15 protein-coding genes and 1 tRNA gene are annotated in these 14154 nt (G+C 64.4%); 3 read left to right on the plus strand and 13 right to left on the minus strand.

All coding sequences use genetic code 11. The features are described from left to right. Positions 1-136 precede the first annotated feature (136 nt). Positions 137-349 carry a hypothetical protein gene (locus HNP48_RS21865; protein WP_184861011.1) on the plus strand — a complete coding sequence of 71 codons (213 nt, stop codon included), beginning with the start codon at positions 137-139 and terminating at the stop codon, positions 347-349. 131 nt (positions 350-480) lie between these two features. Here HNP48_RS21865 and HNP48_RS21870 read toward each other — a convergent pair whose 3' ends face one another. After that, positions 481-798: a single-stranded DNA-binding protein gene (locus HNP48_RS21870; RefSeq protein WP_184861013.1), complete on the minus strand. Its 318-nt coding sequence runs from the start codon at positions 796-798 to the stop codon at positions 481-483. A gap of 585 nt (positions 799-1383) precedes the next feature. Here HNP48_RS21870 and HNP48_RS21875 point away from each other — a divergent pair. Further along, on the plus strand, positions 1384-1602 hold the full coding sequence (locus HNP48_RS21875; RefSeq protein WP_184861015.1) for a hypothetical protein: 219 nt from the start codon (positions 1384-1386) through the stop codon (positions 1600-1602). A 197-nt stretch (positions 1603-1799) separates the two neighbouring features. On the opposite strand, the gene HNP48_RS21880 is transcribed toward HNP48_RS21875, so the two are convergent. From HNP48_RS21880 to HNP48_RS21930, 11 genes are all read right to left on the minus strand, one after another. Further along, positions 1800-1876 (minus strand) — tRNA-Pro (locus HNP48_RS21880). A gap of 30 nt (positions 1877-1906) precedes the next feature. Then, positions 1907-2338 (minus strand): MerR family transcriptional regulator, encoded by a 432-nt coding sequence (locus HNP48_RS21885; protein ID WP_184861017.1) that lies wholly within the window; start codon positions 2336-2338, stop codon positions 1907-1909. 99 nt (positions 2339-2437) lie between these two features. Then, positions 2438-2791, minus strand: coding sequence for an integration host factor subunit alpha (locus HNP48_RS21890; RefSeq protein ID WP_184861019.1), 354 nt, complete (start codon positions 2789-2791; stop codon positions 2438-2440). Positions 2792-2827: 36 nt separating this feature from the next. Beyond that, entirely contained in the window at positions 2828-5275 is a 2448-nt protein-coding gene (gene pheT / locus HNP48_RS21895) for a phenylalanine--tRNA ligase subunit beta (protein WP_184861021.1), read from the minus strand. Between the two features lie 82 nt (positions 5276-5357). Next, positions 5358-6410 (minus strand): phenylalanine--tRNA ligase subunit alpha, encoded by a 1053-nt coding sequence (gene pheS, locus HNP48_RS21900; protein WP_184861024.1) that lies wholly within the window; start codon positions 6408-6410, stop codon positions 5358-5360. A 104-nt stretch (positions 6411-6514) separates the two neighbouring features. Next, entirely contained in the window at positions 6515-6874 is a 360-nt protein-coding gene (rplT, locus tag HNP48_RS21905) for a 50S ribosomal protein L20 (RefSeq protein ID WP_005795139.1), read from the minus strand. A 25-nt stretch (positions 6875-6899) separates the two neighbouring features. After that, the gene (gene rpmI, locus HNP48_RS21910; RefSeq protein ID WP_005795135.1) at positions 6900-7103 is read right to left on the minus strand and encodes a 50S ribosomal protein L35; all 204 of its coding nucleotides are present in this window, start codon (positions 7101-7103) and stop codon (positions 6900-6902) included. A 190-nt stretch (positions 7104-7293) separates the two neighbouring features. Further along, positions 7294-7902: a translation initiation factor IF-3 gene (gene infC / locus HNP48_RS21915; protein WP_184861242.1), complete on the minus strand. Its 609-nt coding sequence runs from the start codon at positions 7900-7902 to the stop codon at positions 7294-7296. Positions 7903-7983: 81 nt separating this feature from the next. Continuing rightward, positions 7984-9903 (minus strand): threonine--tRNA ligase, encoded by a 1920-nt coding sequence (gene thrS, locus HNP48_RS21920; RefSeq protein ID WP_184861026.1) that lies wholly within the window; start codon positions 9901-9903, stop codon positions 7984-7986. Positions 9904-10301: 398 nt separating this feature from the next. Beyond that, complete coding sequence (aceA, locus tag HNP48_RS21925) at positions 10302-11621, minus strand: isocitrate lyase (RefSeq protein WP_184861029.1); 1320 nt, start codon at positions 11619-11621, stop codon at positions 10302-10304. A gap of 346 nt (positions 11622-11967) precedes the next feature. Then, positions 11968-12387 (minus strand): gamma-glutamylcyclotransferase, encoded by a 420-nt coding sequence (locus HNP48_RS21930; protein WP_184861031.1) that lies wholly within the window; start codon positions 12385-12387, stop codon positions 11968-11970. 114 nt (positions 12388-12501) lie between these two features. Between HNP48_RS21930 and HNP48_RS21935 the strand changes: the two genes are divergently transcribed. Then, entirely contained in the window at positions 12502-13455 is a 954-nt protein-coding gene (locus tag HNP48_RS21935) for a DMT family transporter (protein ID WP_184861034.1), read from the plus strand. 38 nt (positions 13456-13493) lie between these two features. On the opposite strand, the gene rraA is transcribed toward HNP48_RS21935, so the two are convergent. Continuing rightward, positions 13494-14006, minus strand: coding sequence for a ribonuclease E activity regulator RraA (gene rraA / locus HNP48_RS21940; protein WP_184861036.1), 513 nt, complete (start codon positions 14004-14006; stop codon positions 13494-13496). Positions 14007-14154: the final 148 nt, after the last annotated feature.

Below are 14154 nucleotides of genomic sequence, written 5' to 3' on the forward strand. Positions count from 1 at the left end.
TCCTGCCGCTCCGGGTGAACACACGGGGCATACTCACCACCATGGCACAAAGGGGCGCACATGCACCCCGGCACTCGCCCACAACGAACGCCCCTTGATGGACCGACAGCCCCAGGATTTGACAGGCCCAAACCCCATGGAGAACCCAGCCTTTCACGAACGACGCAGCGGCAAGGACCGCCGCCAGACCGAGGCCGGGCCACCCGGCAAGCACGAGCGCCGCCGCTCCATCGAGCACCGCCAGCCCGAGGTCCGCGAACTGCACCTCTCGCGCGAAGAACTGGAGGCCCTGGGGTTTGTGATGGGCACACAGACAGCAGCGCCCACCCCGCAAAAAAGAACCGCCTGAGCACCATCGGCCATCACGCCGCCCACGCCTCGCGCGGCCAGCGCCATTCGCAGCAAGCGGCAAATGCCAGGCGCAAAGGAGATGGACAGCCCGGAGGCCATGGGCACCAGGCCCACCCACCCCCAAATGGCTCAGTTGGTTTGCGTCTGGTAGGCGTCGCGCGCACTCATCACGCGGTGGGCCACCATGTCGAGCGCCGGACGCACATTGCCCTGCTTGTCGGTCCAGACCTTGGGGGTGATGGAGCCGGCGACCGAGATGGACTCGCCGTCGTGCATCTGCTCCATGGCCTGGCACACGTCATCGTCGAACGCGATGACGTTGACGAACAGCATCTCGCCCTCCGCACTCGGGGCCCGCACCTTGGCCACCATGTAGGGCTTTCCCACCTTGTCCAGACGCCGTTCTGGCCCCCCGTAGAGACGGCCCGAAATCAGTCCATCGATCATGCAATCCCCATCCAGCACTTGTTGTCGGTTTGTTCATGCCGGGGCCATCGCCCCGCCCACCCGGCCGGAACACAGCAGTCTCGAAAAACACGCCACCCCTGTCCACAAAAAAGCCCAGGACCAACTGGCTCTGGGCTCTTGCCGTGGATGATGGGGTCGCCGCCGGCACGGGCTTTTTCCAAAGAGGCACCAAGCCGCAACCGCCTCGCCAGCACATGGCGGGCTCCACGCCCTCGCCCCCCCTGGAATGGCCCGCCGCGGAGCAGCACAGCCCCACAGCCCCGGACCAACCCGCACGGCGTCCTGTCTCATGACCTGCACGCACCACCATCAGCGGCACGCACATCCATCCAAAAGCCAGTACGTATTGTAACCACCGGCCTTTCAAACCCGGCGCCTCGCAAGCCCCGGTGCGGCTAGCGCGCGACACTGCCGGCAGCAGGCCAGGGCGACACCCGCGCATCCGACAGCGCCCATGCGCAGCCTCAAAGGGTCAGCCCGGATTTGGCGGGCACCGGCAAACCGGTGACAATGGCCCGGCAACCTCCACCAGTTCACACCCACCATCTTTCGAGAGGGGCCACCATGACTGTTCTGGACGACGCCAACATCGAACTGCCCTGCCCGCACTGCCAGCAAACCATCAAGGAGCGGCTGGGCAAGCTCAAGCTGAGCCCGCGCATCACCTGCCCGCGCTGCCGCCGCACCAGCGAAGTCCGGCCCGAGGAATTGCAACGCGCCACCCACAAGCTCACCCAGGCCTTTGCCAGCATCCAGCAGTCGCTGGCGCGGCTGGGGCGCTGATGACCTTGCCACCACCAGGCGCCGGCCCATAACCCGGGCCCGAAAAAAAGGGGATCTACAACCCCATCACCGGCGCATGCGCCCACGGGCTCAAAGCACCAGGCTCGCCACCAAGAAGAACAAACAGCGCTCGCGCAGGCGCACAAAGAAAAACGGGCTATCGCTTGTGGCGATAGCCCGTTGTTCATCGAAGAAAATGGTCGGCGTGGCGGGATTCGAACTCGCGACCCCTTGCACCCCATGCAAGTGCGCTACCAGGCTGCGCTACACGCCGACAAGACTTAGATTATATGCACAAATTTGGCTAGTTCGGAGAAAGTAGGGCTCGAATCTCAAATAATTCTTGTCGCACTGCGTTGGAGTCGAAAACAAGGGCCGAAGAACCGATGGACAGCGCAACCGCATCATCGATCAACATGCTCGGCGGTTCGATGTACGGCGCCTCGGGATCGCCCTGCCCCACCTCGCTGCGCGCCGGCAGTGCCAACTCCTGCAGCTTGTTGCGCGCACCACTGATGGTGAAGCCCTGGTCGTACAGCAGGTCGCGGATGCGGCGGATCATGAGCACCTCGTGGTGCTGGTAGTAGCGCCGGTTGCCGCGCCGCTTCATGGGGCGCAGCTGGGTGAACTCCTGCTCCCAGTAGCGCAGCACATGCGGCTTCACGCCACACAGCTCCGCCACCTCACCGATGGTGAAGTAGCGCTTGGCAGGAATGGCAGGAAGCACAGTGCCCATGGGGTTCTGGATTCAAATGGGAAAGCCTGCAAGGGTACTGCAGGCCGGCAGGAACCGCCAGACCGCCAGCCCCGATTCAGCCACCGATCAGGCAAAAATTCACAATCCGGCGGCCGCCTGGATCTGTTCCTTGAGCTTGCTGCTGGCGTGGAAGGTCACCACGCGGCGCGCCTGGATCGGGATCGACTCGCCGGTGCGCGGATTGCGCCCGGGGCGCGGCGCCTTCGTGCGGATCTGGAAGTTGCCAAAGCCCGAGAGCTTCACGTCGTTGCCTTCCACCAGGCTCTGCGAGACGAGGTCGAAGAAGGCGTCGATCATGTCCTTGGACTCGCGCTTGTTCAACCCGATCTGGTCGAACAAGAGATCGGCCAGCTGCGCCTTGGTGAGCGCAGGGGTTTCCAGGCTTTCGACTGCAAATTCGATCACGGCATCTCTCCCCGTCAGCATCGTCATGTTGTTGTGTGTGCCCCGCTATTGTCGCCGTGATCCTCAGCCGCGCAGCCGCGCACCCACACGCTGTGTGAGTTGGGTCACAGCCGCCTGCACGGCGGACTCGATCTCGGCCTCGGTCAAGGTGGCCTCGTCGCTGCCCAGGGTCAGGCGCACGGATACGCTCTTCTCGCCGGGGGCCAAGCCACCGGCAGGCGTCTCCTCGCCGGCCTTGAGCGGCTTGGGGCGGTAGATGTCGAACACCACGGCAGAACGCAGCATGCCGCCGGGGATGGCGGCCTGCACGGCCGCCACGATCTCGGCGTGCGTGACACGCTCAGCCACCACCGGTGCCAAATCGCGCTCCACGGCCTGGTGCTTGGCCACCGCCTTGAACTGCGGCACCACGCGCTGCAGCACCGCGTCGAGCTCCAGCTCGAACATCACGGGCGCCAGCGGCAACTCCCACGACTGGCGCCACTGCGGGTGCAGCTCGCCCACGAAGCCGATCGGCTTGCCCTGCACCAGCACGCGCGCGCAGCGGCCGGGGTGCATGGCAGGGTGCTCGCCCGGCTCGAAGGTCGCCTTGAGCGGTGCCAGCAGCGCCTCAACATCGCCCTTCACATCGAAGAAGTCGATGCCCTGTTCCTTGCGGCCCCACTGCAGCATGTCGTTGGCGCCATAGGCCACACCCGCCACACGCATGGGCTGGTGGAAACCTTGCACCGTGGTATCGGTGTTCTGCACGCTGGCATCGCGCAGGAACACGCGGCCCAGCTCGAACACGCGCACGCGCTCGGCGCGGCGGTCCAGGTTGAACTTGAGCACCTGCAGCAGCGAGCCCAGCAGGCTCGAGCGCATCACGCTCATCTGGCTGGCGATGGGGTTGAGCAGCTTGATGGGCTGGGCATTGCCGGCCAGCTCCTGCTCCCAGCGCTCTTCGACGAAGCTGAAGTTGATGGTCTCCTGGTAGCCCAGGCTGGCCAGCAGGCGGCGCACGGCGAACGGGCTGCGCGTGGCCTCGGCCGGCAGCTTGGGCATGATGGGGGCCAGCGGTGCCGTGGTGGGCAGGTTGTTGTAGCCCACCATGCGCGCGACCTCTTCGATCAGGTCTTCCTCGATGGTGATGTCGAAGCGGTAGGCCGGCGGGGTCACAGTGACGGTGCCCTCGCCCTCTGCGAACGGCAGACCCAGGCGCTTGAACACGTCGGCGCACTGCGCCTGCGTGATTGACATGCCGATGACCTTGGCGGCACGGGCCACGCGCAGCGTGACAGGCGCGGGAACAGGCACGTTCACGCGCTGGTCGTCCATCGGGCCGCAGGCCGTCTCGGGCGTGCCGCAGATGTCGATCACCAGTTGCGTGATGCGCTCGATGTGCTCTACCGTCAATGCCGGGTCCACACCGCGCTCGAAGCGGTGGCCAGCATCGGTCGAGAAGTTGTAGCGGCGCGAACGGCCGGCCACGGCCTTGGGCCACCAGAAGGCGGCCTCGATGTAGATGTGCCTGGTGTCGTCCGACACGGCCGTGGCGTCACCGCCCATGATGCCTGCGAGCGACTCGACCTGCTGGCTGTCGGCGATCACACCGACCTTCTCATCGACAGTGATGGTGTTGCCGTTGAGCAGCTTGAGCGACTCGCCCGCCCTGCCCCAGCGCACGTCCAGCTCGCCATGGATCTTGTCCAGGTCGAAGATGTGCGATGGACGGCCCAGCTCGAACATCACGTAGTTGGAGATGTCCACCAGCGGCGACACGCCGCGCTGGCCGCAGCGCGCCAGGCGGTCCAGCATCCACTGCGGCGTGGTGGCGCGCGTGTTCACGTTGCGCACCACGCGGCCCGAGAAGCGGCCGCACAGGTCGGGCGCGCTGATCTTCACGGCCAGCGTGTCAGCCAGTTGGCTTGCCACCGCCGGGAAGGCCGGCTGATTGAGCGGCACACCGGTCAGCGCCGAGACTTCGCGGGCGATGCCGTACACGCTCAGGCAGTGCGCCAGGTTGGGCGTGAGCTTCAGGGTGAACAGCGTGTCGTCCAGATTCAGGTGCGCGCGGATATCCTGGCCCACGGGGGCAGAGGCATCGAGTTCGAGCAGGCCACCATGGTCTTCCGAGAGCTTGAGTTCGCGTGCCGAGCACAGCATGCCCTGGCTTTCCACGCCGCGCAGCTTGCCCACTTTGATGAGGAAGGGCTTGCCATCGTCGCCAGGCGGCAGCTCGGCGCCCACCAGGGCGCAAGGCACCTTGATGCCCACGCGCGCGTTGGGCGCACCGCAGACGATGTTGAGCAGGGCGCCCTGGCCCACATCCACCTGGCACACGCGCAGGCGGTCGGCGTCGGGGTGCTGCACGGCCTCCTTGATCTCGCCCACGACGATCTTGGAGAAAGGCGGCGCCACGGGGCGCAGCTCCTCCACCTCCAGGCCGGCCATGGTCAGCGTCTCGGCCAGCTCGGCGGTCGAAAGGGGTGGGTTGCAGAACTCACGCAACCAGGATTCAGGGAATTGCATAGTCGAACTCTTGTACGGAAAGTGCCCTGCGCGGCATGGATGCAGCGCGCGCCTGGGCGAAAACGGCTCGGCGGGCCAGCCTTTACTGGAACTGCGACAGGAAGCGGATGTCGCCGTCGAAGAACAGGCGCAGGTCGTTCACGCCATAGCGCAGCATGGTCATGCGGTCCATGCCCATGCCGAAGGCAAAGCCGATGTACTTTTCGGGGTCCAAGCCCATGTTGCGCACCACGTTGGGGTGCACCTGGCCGGAACCCGCCACTTCCAGCCAGCGGCCGGCCAGCGGGCCGGTCTGGAACTGGATGTCGATCTCGGCGCTGGGCTCGGTGAAGGGGAAGAAGCTCGGACGGAAGCGCAGCACCAGGTCGTCGCTCTCGAAGAAGGTGCGGCAGAAGGCCGTGAAGACCACCTTCAGGTCCTTGAAGCTCACGTTCTCGCCGATCCACAGGCCTTCGCACTGGTGGAACATGGGCGAGTGCGTGGCATCGCTGTCCACGCGGTAGGTGCGGCCCGGCGCGATGACGCGGATCTCGGGCATGGGCTGGCCGGCGTCCAGCGCGGCGCGGTGCGCCTTGACATGCTGCACCGCGTGGCGGATCTGCATGGGGCTGGTGTGCGTGCGCAGCAGGTTGGGCGCCTCGGGCGTGCCGCCCTCGACGTAGAAGGTGTCGTGCATGGAACGCGCGGGATGGTCCTCGGGCGTGTTCAGCGCGGTGAAGTTGAACCAGTCGGTCTCGATCTCGGGGCCTTGGGCCACGTCGAAACCCATGGAGCCGAAGATGCCCTCGATGCGCTCGAACGTGAGCGACACGGGGTGCAGGCCGCCCTGCCCGCGCTGGCGCCCCGGCAGGCTCACGTCCAGAGCCTCGGCCTTGAGCTGGACCTGCAGCTCGGCATCGGCCAGCGCCTGGCGGCGCGCGGTCAGCGCGGCTTCGATGGCCTGCTTGGCGACGTTGATGGCGGCACCGCGGGACTTCTTCTCGTCCACCGACAGCTGGGCCATGCCCTTCATGAGCTCGGTCACGCGACCCGACTTGCCCAGGAACTGCGCCTTGGCGTTTTCCAGATCAGCAGGGGTGGCGCTTTGCGCAAACAACTGCGTCGCGCTCTCGACCAGGGTATCCAACTCGTTCATATCGACTCTTGAAAATGAACAAGGGCTAGTGCCTTCACAAGCCCTAGCCCTTGCTGTTATTGCGCAAACAGCCGTCCGGTGAGAGACGGCCGCCTGTCGTGAACTCAAGCAGCCAGCTTGGCCTTGACTTGCTCCACGATGCTGCCGAAGGCAGCCTTGTCGTGCACTGCGAGGTCGGCCAGCATCTTGCGGTCGATCTCGATGGAAGCCTTCTTCAGGCCGTTGGCGAACTGGCTGTAGGTCAGGCCCAGTTCACGGGCAGCGGCGTTGATACGGGCGATCCACAGCTGGCGGAACACGCGCTTCTTGGTGCGGCGGTCACGGTAGGCATATTGCCCAGCCTTCATCACCGCCTGTTTGGCGATGCGGAAGACGTTACCGCGGCGACCACGGAAGCCCTTGGCGAGGGCGAGAACTTTCTTGTGACGGGCACGGGCCGTTACACCACGTTTGACGCGAGGCATGTGAGTACTCCTTGTTCGTCGTTATTTACAGGCCAGCACTGGGCAGCATTTGTGCGATCGAGCCCATGTTGGTCTCATGCACATTCACTGCACCACGCAGGTGGCGCTTGTTCTTGGTGGTCTTCTTGGTCAAGATGTGACGCTTGAAGGCTTGACCGCGCTTGACGGTACCACCTGGACGGACGCGGAAACGCTTTTTCGCGCTGCTCTTGGTCTTCATTTTGGGCATGTGAATGCTCCTTTTCTTTGTGCTCGTGAGGCGTTTGCAGAAACCGATCTGCAAACTTGTTGGCCCCGAGCCACTTTTTCAGCCGGCTTTCGCCGGCTGTGCGGCAGCGCCGAAGCACTGCCTATCGCCGGGCAGGCCCCTTTCGGGGCCGCCACAGCAAATGCTTGTCCGTCGTATCCCTGCCTGCGCCTCAGGCGGCACTGCCCGAAGGCGTGCTTTCGGCAGCGGCCGGCTTGGCTGCGGCGGGCTTTTTCTTGCCCGGCGCAATCATCATGATCATCTGGCGGCCTTCCAGCTTGGGAAACTGCTCGATGATGATGGTGTCGGCCAGCTCATCGCGAATGCGATTGAGCAGCGCCAGCCCCAGCTCCTGGTGGGTGATTTCACGGCCGCGGAACCGCAGCGTGATCTTGCACTTGTCACCATCGGCCAGGAAGCGGCGGATGTTGCGCATCTTGATGTTGTAGTCGCCATCGTCCGTACCCGGACGGAACTTGACTTCCTTGATCTCGATGACCGTTTGCTTGGCCTTCGCCTCGGCGGCGCGCTTTTGCTCCTGGTACTTGAACTTGCCGTAGTCCATCAGGCGGCACACCGGCGGGTTGGCCGTGGCGGCAATCTCGACCAGGTCCACATCCAGCTCACCGGCCATGCGCAGGGCTTCCATGAGGCTGACCACGCCCAAAGGCTCGTTGTCAGGCCCGGACAGACGGACTTCCGGGGCCATGATTTCACGGTTCAGGCGGTGCTTGCGCTCTTCACGGTGGCGACGATCACGAAATTCAGTAGCGATGGCTATCTTCCTTCAATCAAAATGCTACGAAAAATGTAGCTACACCCGCACGACTGGCGCACGTCAAAGCGTTATCTGACCGAAAAATCAGGCTTTGGTGGCGATGTCCTTGGCGATCAGTTCAACGAACGCCTCGATCGACATCACGCCGAGGTCACGGTTACCCCGGGCGCGCACTGCGACGGAACCTGCCGCCTTCTCCTTGTCGCCCGCGACGAGGATGTAGGGCAGCTTTTGCAACGAATGCTCCCGTATTTTATACGTAATCTTCTCGTTGCGCAGATCCAGGGCCACCCTAAGGTCTTGATTCGGCAGTGCTTTTTGCAGCCGTTCAACAATTTCGCGACAGTAATCGGCCTGCGCGTCGGTGATATTGAGCACCGAAACCTGCACCGGAGCCAGCCACACGGGGAAGGCGCCGGCATAGTGCTCGATCAGCATGCCGATGAAACGCTCCATGCTGCCCACCGTGGCGCGGTGCAGCATCAGCGGGCGCTTGCGGCTGCCGTCTTCGGCCACGTACTCGGCGTCCAGGCGCTCGGGCAGGTTGGGGTCGATCTGCATCGTGCCGCACTGCCATTGTCGGCCCAGCGCGTCCTTGAGCGTGTACTCGATCTTCGGGCCGTAGAAGGCGCCCTCGCCCTCGGCGATCTCGAACTCGCAGCCCGAATGGCGCAGGCCGTCCATCAGCGCCTTCTCGGCACGGTCCCAGGACTCATCGGTGCCGATGCGCGCCTCGGGCCGCGTCGCCACCTTGTAGATGATGTTGGTGAAACCGAAGTCCTTGTAGACCTTCTGCACCAGGGCCGTGTAGTTGGCGCACTCTTCCAGCACCTGCTCTTCGGTGCAGAAGATGTGGCCGTCGTCCTGCGTGAAGCCGCGCACGCGCATGATGCCGTGCAGGCCGCCCGTGGGCTCGTTGCGGTGGCAGGCACCGAACTCGCCGTACCGCAGCGGCAGGTCGCGGTAGCTCTTGATGCCCTGCTTGTAGATCAGGATGTGGCCGGGGCAGTTCATCGGCTTGAGCGCGTACTCGCGCTTTTCCGACTCCGTCGTGAACATGTTCTCGTGGTACTTGTCCCAGTGGCCGGTCTTCTCCCACAGCTGCTTGTCCAGGATCTGCGGGCCCTTGACCTCCTGGTAGCCGTTGTTGCGGTACACGCGGCGCATGTACTGCTCCACCTCCTGCCACAGGGCCCAGCCCTTGGGGTGCCAGAACACGGTGCCGGGCGAGTGCTCGTCCATGTGGAACAGGTCGAGTTCGCGGCCAAGCTTGCGGTGGTCGCGCTTTTCAGCCTCTTCCAGCATCGTGAGGTACTGCTGCAGTTCGTCCTTCGTCGACCAGGCCGTGCCGTAGATGCGCTGCAGCATCTCGTTGCGGTGGTCGCCGCGCCAGTAGGCGCCAGCCACCTTCATGAGCTTGAAGAACTTGAGCTTGCCCGTGCTGGGCACGTGCGGGCCGCGGCACAGGTCCTCGAAGTTGCCTTCGCGGTACAGGCTCACGTCCTCGTTGCTCGGGATGCTGGCGATGATCTCGGCCTTGTAGTGCTCGCCCAGGCCCTTGAAGTAGGCCACGGCCTCGTCACGCGGCAGCACACGGCGCACCACGGGCTCGTCCTTGGCGGCCAGTTCGGCCATGCGCTTCTCGATCGCCACCAGGTCCTCGGGCGTGAAGGGGCGCTTGTACGAGAAGTCGTAGAAGAAACCGTTCTCGATCACCGGCCCGATGGTCACCTGGGCTTCAGGGAACAGCTCCTTGACGGCATAGGCCAGCAAGTGGGCCGTGGAGTGGCGGATCACGTCCAGGCCATCGGCATCCTTGGCCGTCACGATGGACAGCGGGCTGTCGGCCGTGATCTGGTAGCTGGTGTCCACCACCTTGTCACCGATCTTGCCGGCCAGGGCCGCCTTGGCCAGGCCGGTGCCGATGGAGGCCGCCACTTCGGCGACCGTGACCGGGCCGGGAAACTCTCGCTGCGAGCCGTCGGGGAGCGTGATGTGAATCATGATGGGTCTCTAATCCGTGGATTTGTGGGGATGGGGGTCGATCGCGAAGGCCCAGGCCATCGGGAATCGGAAAACAAAAAAGCGCGGAACCGGCCGCGCTTTTGTTGGGTGAGAGGTGAATCTCGTGCAGGCGCGAACGGCCAGCCACTAGTGGCCGGTGGAGGTCTCCGTGGTAGTTCGCGGTGTCATAACCAGATTGCCTTTCTCGCCCTTGTGGGAAATCAAACAGTTGATCCCGCCATTTTAACCATGTTCGCCCTGTGGCGCCTTGCTGCGGCATCTGCCGTCGCTCCATGGCAACGCCCACCCGGGTCACCGAACGCAAAAAAGGCCACCCGCAGGGTGGCCTTCTGGAGCGTCCTCACCCCCCCTTTGTGAGGGACGCGAGGGACTTCAGATCAGTGGAACTGCTCTTCTTCGGTCGAGCCGGTCAGCGCGGTCACGCTGGACTTGCCGCCCTGGATCACGGTGGTCACTTCGTCGAAGTAACCCGTGCCCACTTCCTGCTGGTGCGACACGAAGCTGTAGCCGCGGTCACGCGCTGCGAACTCGGGCTCCTGCACCTTCTCGACATAGGCCGACATGCCGCGGGCCACGTAGTCCTGGGCCAGATCGAACATGTTGTACCACATGGAGTGGATGCCAGCCAGCGTGATGAACTGGTACTTGTAGCCCATGGCGCCCAGTTCGCGCTGGAACTTGGCGATGGTGGCGTCGTCCAGGTTCTTCTTCCAGTTGAACGAAGGCGAGCAGTTGTAGGCCAGCAGCTTGCCGGGGTGCTTGGCGTGCACGGCTTCGGCGAACTTCTTGGCGAACTCCAGATCCGGCGTGCCGGTTTCGCACCACACCAGGTCGGCGTACTCGGCGTAGGCCACGGCGCGCGAGATGGCTTGTTCCATGCCCTTACGGGTCTTGTAGAAGCCTTCTGCGGTGCGCTCACCGGTCAGGAAGGGCTTGTCGTTCTCGTCGTAGTCGCTGGTCAGCAGGTCGGCGGCTTCGGCATCGGTACGGGCGATCACCAGGGTGGGCACGCCATAGACGTCGGCAGCCATGCGGGCCGCGATCAGCTTCTGGCAGGCTTCGGTGGTGGGCACCAGCACCTTGCCGCCCATGTGGCCGCACTTCTTCACGGAAGCGAGCTGGTCTTCGAAGTGCACGCCACCGGCGCCGGCGCGGATCATGGCCTTCATCAGTTCGTAGGCGTTCAGCACGCCGCCGAAGCCGGCTTCGGCATCGGCCACGATGGGCGCGTGGTAGTCGATGTAGCCCTTGTCGCCAGGGTTCACACCCTTGGACCACTGGATTTCGTCAGCGCGCGTGAAGGAGTTGTTGATGCGTTCCACGACCTTTGGCACCGAGTCGACTGGGTACAGCGACTGGTCGGGGTACATGGCCGAGTATTCGTTGTTGTCGGCAGCGACTTGCCAGCCCGACAGGTAGATGGCCTTGATGCCGGCCTTCACCTGCTGCATGGCCTGGCCACCGGTCAGCGCACCCAGGCAGTTCACGTAGGGCTCGTTGTTCACCAGGTCCCACAGCTTTTCGGCACCACGGCGGGCCAGCGTGTGCTCGACCTGGAAGGAGCCGCGCAGACGCACCACATCGGCAGCGGTGTAACCGCGCTTGATGCCCTTCCAGCGGGGGTTGGTCGCCCAGTCTTTTTCCAGGGCGGCAATCTGCTGTTCGCGGCTCAGTTGTTCGTTGAAGGATTGGGGCATGGGGTCTACTCCTGAGGTTGGTTGAAAACACCGGGCTGCGTCTGCTGCCCATGGAGAGAACTTTAAGTCTTGTATAAGAGTTGCACAAGCTCTTATGTCTTATATAAGAGATAAATTTTTCCCTTATAAAACAAGACTTTATGCTTCAAATTCCTCAATGCGAAAACCGTTTTCTCGTATTGAGAGAAATTGCCGCACCGCAACATTCTTGCATTCCACATCGGCAAAAGCAATTTTTGCAATATGAAATAACGCCCTTCTCCTCAAGAAAAACCGGTGCGCGCGGTGCCATCCGACACAAGTGGTTGCGCCCTTTGCGCAAAACCGCAGTGCCCACACGCCCCCATCAGGCCAGGCCGTGCCCGGCTTGCCGCATCCAGTCGCCGCTGCCGATGCGGGGCGCTGCGGCCAGCCGGTCTGGGTTGATCTCGTACACCAGGCAGTCCATGGGCACCCCATTCACCAGCAAGCGGACCTCGCGCTTGAAATACTCGTCGTCCGGCCGCCCGTGGATTTCCTCGATCCCGTCCAGGCGCTGCTCGAGTGCGGGCCCGATCGCATAGACCTCGCCCACCACGGCCTCGGTGCCCCCCAGCACCAGTCCCGGGTAGGCCCCCAGGTGGTACAGCGTGCCCTGGGTCTGCGCACCGCCCACGAAGCGGGGCGCAGGAAGCAGCCGCGTGATGTCGTTGGAGCCTCCTTTGCGCAAGGTCCCGTAGACAAAAACACAGCGCACAGGGCTTGGGGAAGGGGTTTCGTCAGGCATCATGCGGGTCCGTTTGATTTGCAGTGCGCCAGTGTAGGGAGCCCGTGGGCCCCGCTGATCGAAGGCCGGCATGGCCGACCCGCCGCGCAACGCCGCCTGCACCGCTCCGCTCCGATGTCCCGCTCAGCCCCACTCTCCCGGCCCCTGGCCTACCTTTGCCTGGGTCTCAGCATGTCCCTGGTGGGCAGCTATGTCGCCCTGTCCAAGCCTCTCGCGGCCGTGCTGCCCGTGTTTTTGCTCGCCTGGATGCGCTTTGGCATCGGCGGCCTGGCCATGCTGCATTGGCTGAAAAAGCCGGCCGACGAGCCGCCCATGACCGTCCAGACCCGGCGCCTGCTGTTCCTCGAATCCTTCCTGGGCAATTTCCTGTTCACCGCCTGCATGATCTACGGCGTGAGCCTGACCAATGCGGTCACGGCCGGGGTCACCATGGCCAGCATGCCGGCCGCCGTGGCCGTGATGAGCTGGGCCTTTCTGCGCGAAAAGGTGGCGCCGCGCACCTGGGTAGCCGTGGGCCTGGCCGTGGCCGGCATCGCCCTGTTCGCCATCGCCAGCCCGGGCCATGGACCCGAGCCTGCGGCAGGCACAGGCAAAGCCGGCCCCGCCTGGCTGGGCCAGTTGCTGCTGCTGGGCGCCGTGTTCTGCGAAGCGGCCTATTCCGTGATCGGCAAGAAGCTCACCGGCGCACTCGGCCCCCGGCGCATCACCTCCATCATCAATCTCTGGGGCTTCACGCTGTCGGCGCCCCTGGGCCTGTACGCCGCCTGGCACTTCGACTTCGCCGCCGTGGGCTGGGGCACCTGGGTGCTGCTGGTGTTCTATGCGCTGGCCGCCAGCATCTGGACCGTGTGGCTGTGGATGACGGGCCTGCGCGTGGTGCCCGCCGCGCAGGGCGGCGTGTTCACGGTGCTGCTGCCCGTGAGCGCGGCCTTGATGGGCGTGCTGGTGCTGGGCGAGTCGCTCAGCGGCCTGCAATTGCTGGCCTTTGCCGTAGCGCTGGCCAGCGTGCTGCTGGCCACCCTGCCCTCGCGCCTGGCTTGGCGCGTGGGAAGGGCCTGTTCACGCTAATTTCGGGGATCGCGAAATCAGCGTGAACAGGCCCTGACTCAGACTGAGAGCGGCGTTGCGCTGACCACGATGCCATCGGCATCGGCATAGAGCCAGTCGCCGGGGCGCACCCGCACGCCCTGGATCTGCACGGCCACATCGCGCTGGCCTTCGTTGCGCTTTTCGGTGGGCAGGGGCATCAGGGCCAGGGCGCGGATGCCCACGGCAGCGGCGCGTAGCTCGGCGATGTCGCGCACGCAGCCGTCCACCACCACGCCGGCCCAGCCGTTGCGCGCCGCAGCCGCGGCCAGGTTGCCGCCCACCAGGGCCTTGCGCAACGAGCCGCCGCCATCGACCACGAGCACGCGGCCATTGCCGGGCGAATCCACCGCCGCCTTGACCAGGGTGTTGTCCTCGAAACACTTGACGGTGCTCACCGGCCCGCAAAAGGCCGGAACGCCGCCCAGATCCTGGAACACCGGGGGCAGCACGCGGAAGGCGCCGCTGTCGTCACCCTTGTGCGCGTCGCAGAAATCACAGGTACTGAAGGCCGGTGAAGATGGGGCTGTCATGTTGCAAAGACCTTTCGGGCGAAAATGAAATGAAGAACCAACGCGGTGGCGCAAACCGCCGCCTCCTTTTGCCATTGTCGTGCAGCGCACCCGAAGCCCCAGCCCAACGCGCAGGCGCATAACTCCTGCGAACCACTTTCCGCCCCTG

This window comes from Acidovorax soli (assembly GCF_014207955.1).
GTDB classification, from domain to species: Bacteria; Pseudomonadota; Gammaproteobacteria; order Burkholderiales; family Burkholderiaceae_C; genus Acidovorax; species Acidovorax soli_A.

Excerpts from the sequence above, each read along its gene's own strand:
- aceA (WP_184861029.1), bottom strand. The coding sequence starts at position 11,621 with ATGCCCCAATCCTTCAACGAACAACTGAGCCGCGAACAGCAGATTGCC.
- HNP48_RS21890 (WP_184861019.1), bottom strand. The coding sequence starts at position 2,791 with ATGACGATGCTGACGGGGAGAGATGCCGTGATCGAATTTGCAGTCGAA.
- HNP48_RS21875 (WP_184861015.1), top strand. The coding sequence starts at position 1,384 with ATGACTGTTCTGGACGACGCCAACATCGAACTGCCCTGCCCGCACTGC.
- rplT (WP_005795139.1), bottom strand. The coding sequence starts at position 6,874 with ATGCCTCGCGTCAAACGTGGTGTAACGGCCCGTGCCCGTCACAAGAAA.
- HNP48_RS21935 (WP_184861034.1), top strand. The coding sequence starts at position 12,502 with ATGTCCCGCTCAGCCCCACTCTCCCGGCCCCTGGCCTACCTTTGCCTG.
- HNP48_RS21930 (WP_184861031.1), bottom strand. The coding sequence starts at position 12,387 with ATGCCTGACGAAACCCCTTCCCCAAGCCCTGTGCGCTGTGTTTTTGTC.
- HNP48_RS21885 (WP_184861017.1), bottom strand. The coding sequence starts at position 2,338 with ATGGGCACTGTGCTTCCTGCCATTCCTGCCAAGCGCTACTTCACCATC.
- rraA (WP_184861036.1), bottom strand. The coding sequence starts at position 14,006 with ATGACAGCCCCATCTTCACCGGCCTTCAGTACCTGTGATTTCTGCGAC.
- HNP48_RS21870 (WP_184861013.1), bottom strand. The coding sequence starts at position 798 with ATGATCGATGGACTGATTTCGGGCCGTCTCTACGGGGGGCCAGAACGG.
- rpmI (WP_005795135.1), bottom strand. The coding sequence starts at position 7,103 with ATGCCCAAAATGAAGACCAAGAGCAGCGCGAAAAAGCGTTTCCGCGTC.
- HNP48_RS21865 (WP_184861011.1), top strand. The coding sequence starts at position 137 with ATGGAGAACCCAGCCTTTCACGAACGACGCAGCGGCAAGGACCGCCGC.
- pheS (WP_184861024.1), bottom strand. The coding sequence starts at position 6,410 with ATGAACGAGTTGGATACCCTGGTCGAGAGCGCGACGCAGTTGTTTGCG.
- thrS (WP_184861026.1), bottom strand. The coding sequence starts at position 9,903 with ATGATTCACATCACGCTCCCCGACGGCTCGCAGCGAGAGTTTCCCGGC.
- pheT (WP_184861021.1), bottom strand. The coding sequence starts at position 5,275 with ATGCAATTCCCTGAATCCTGGTTGCGTGAGTTCTGCAACCCACCCCTT.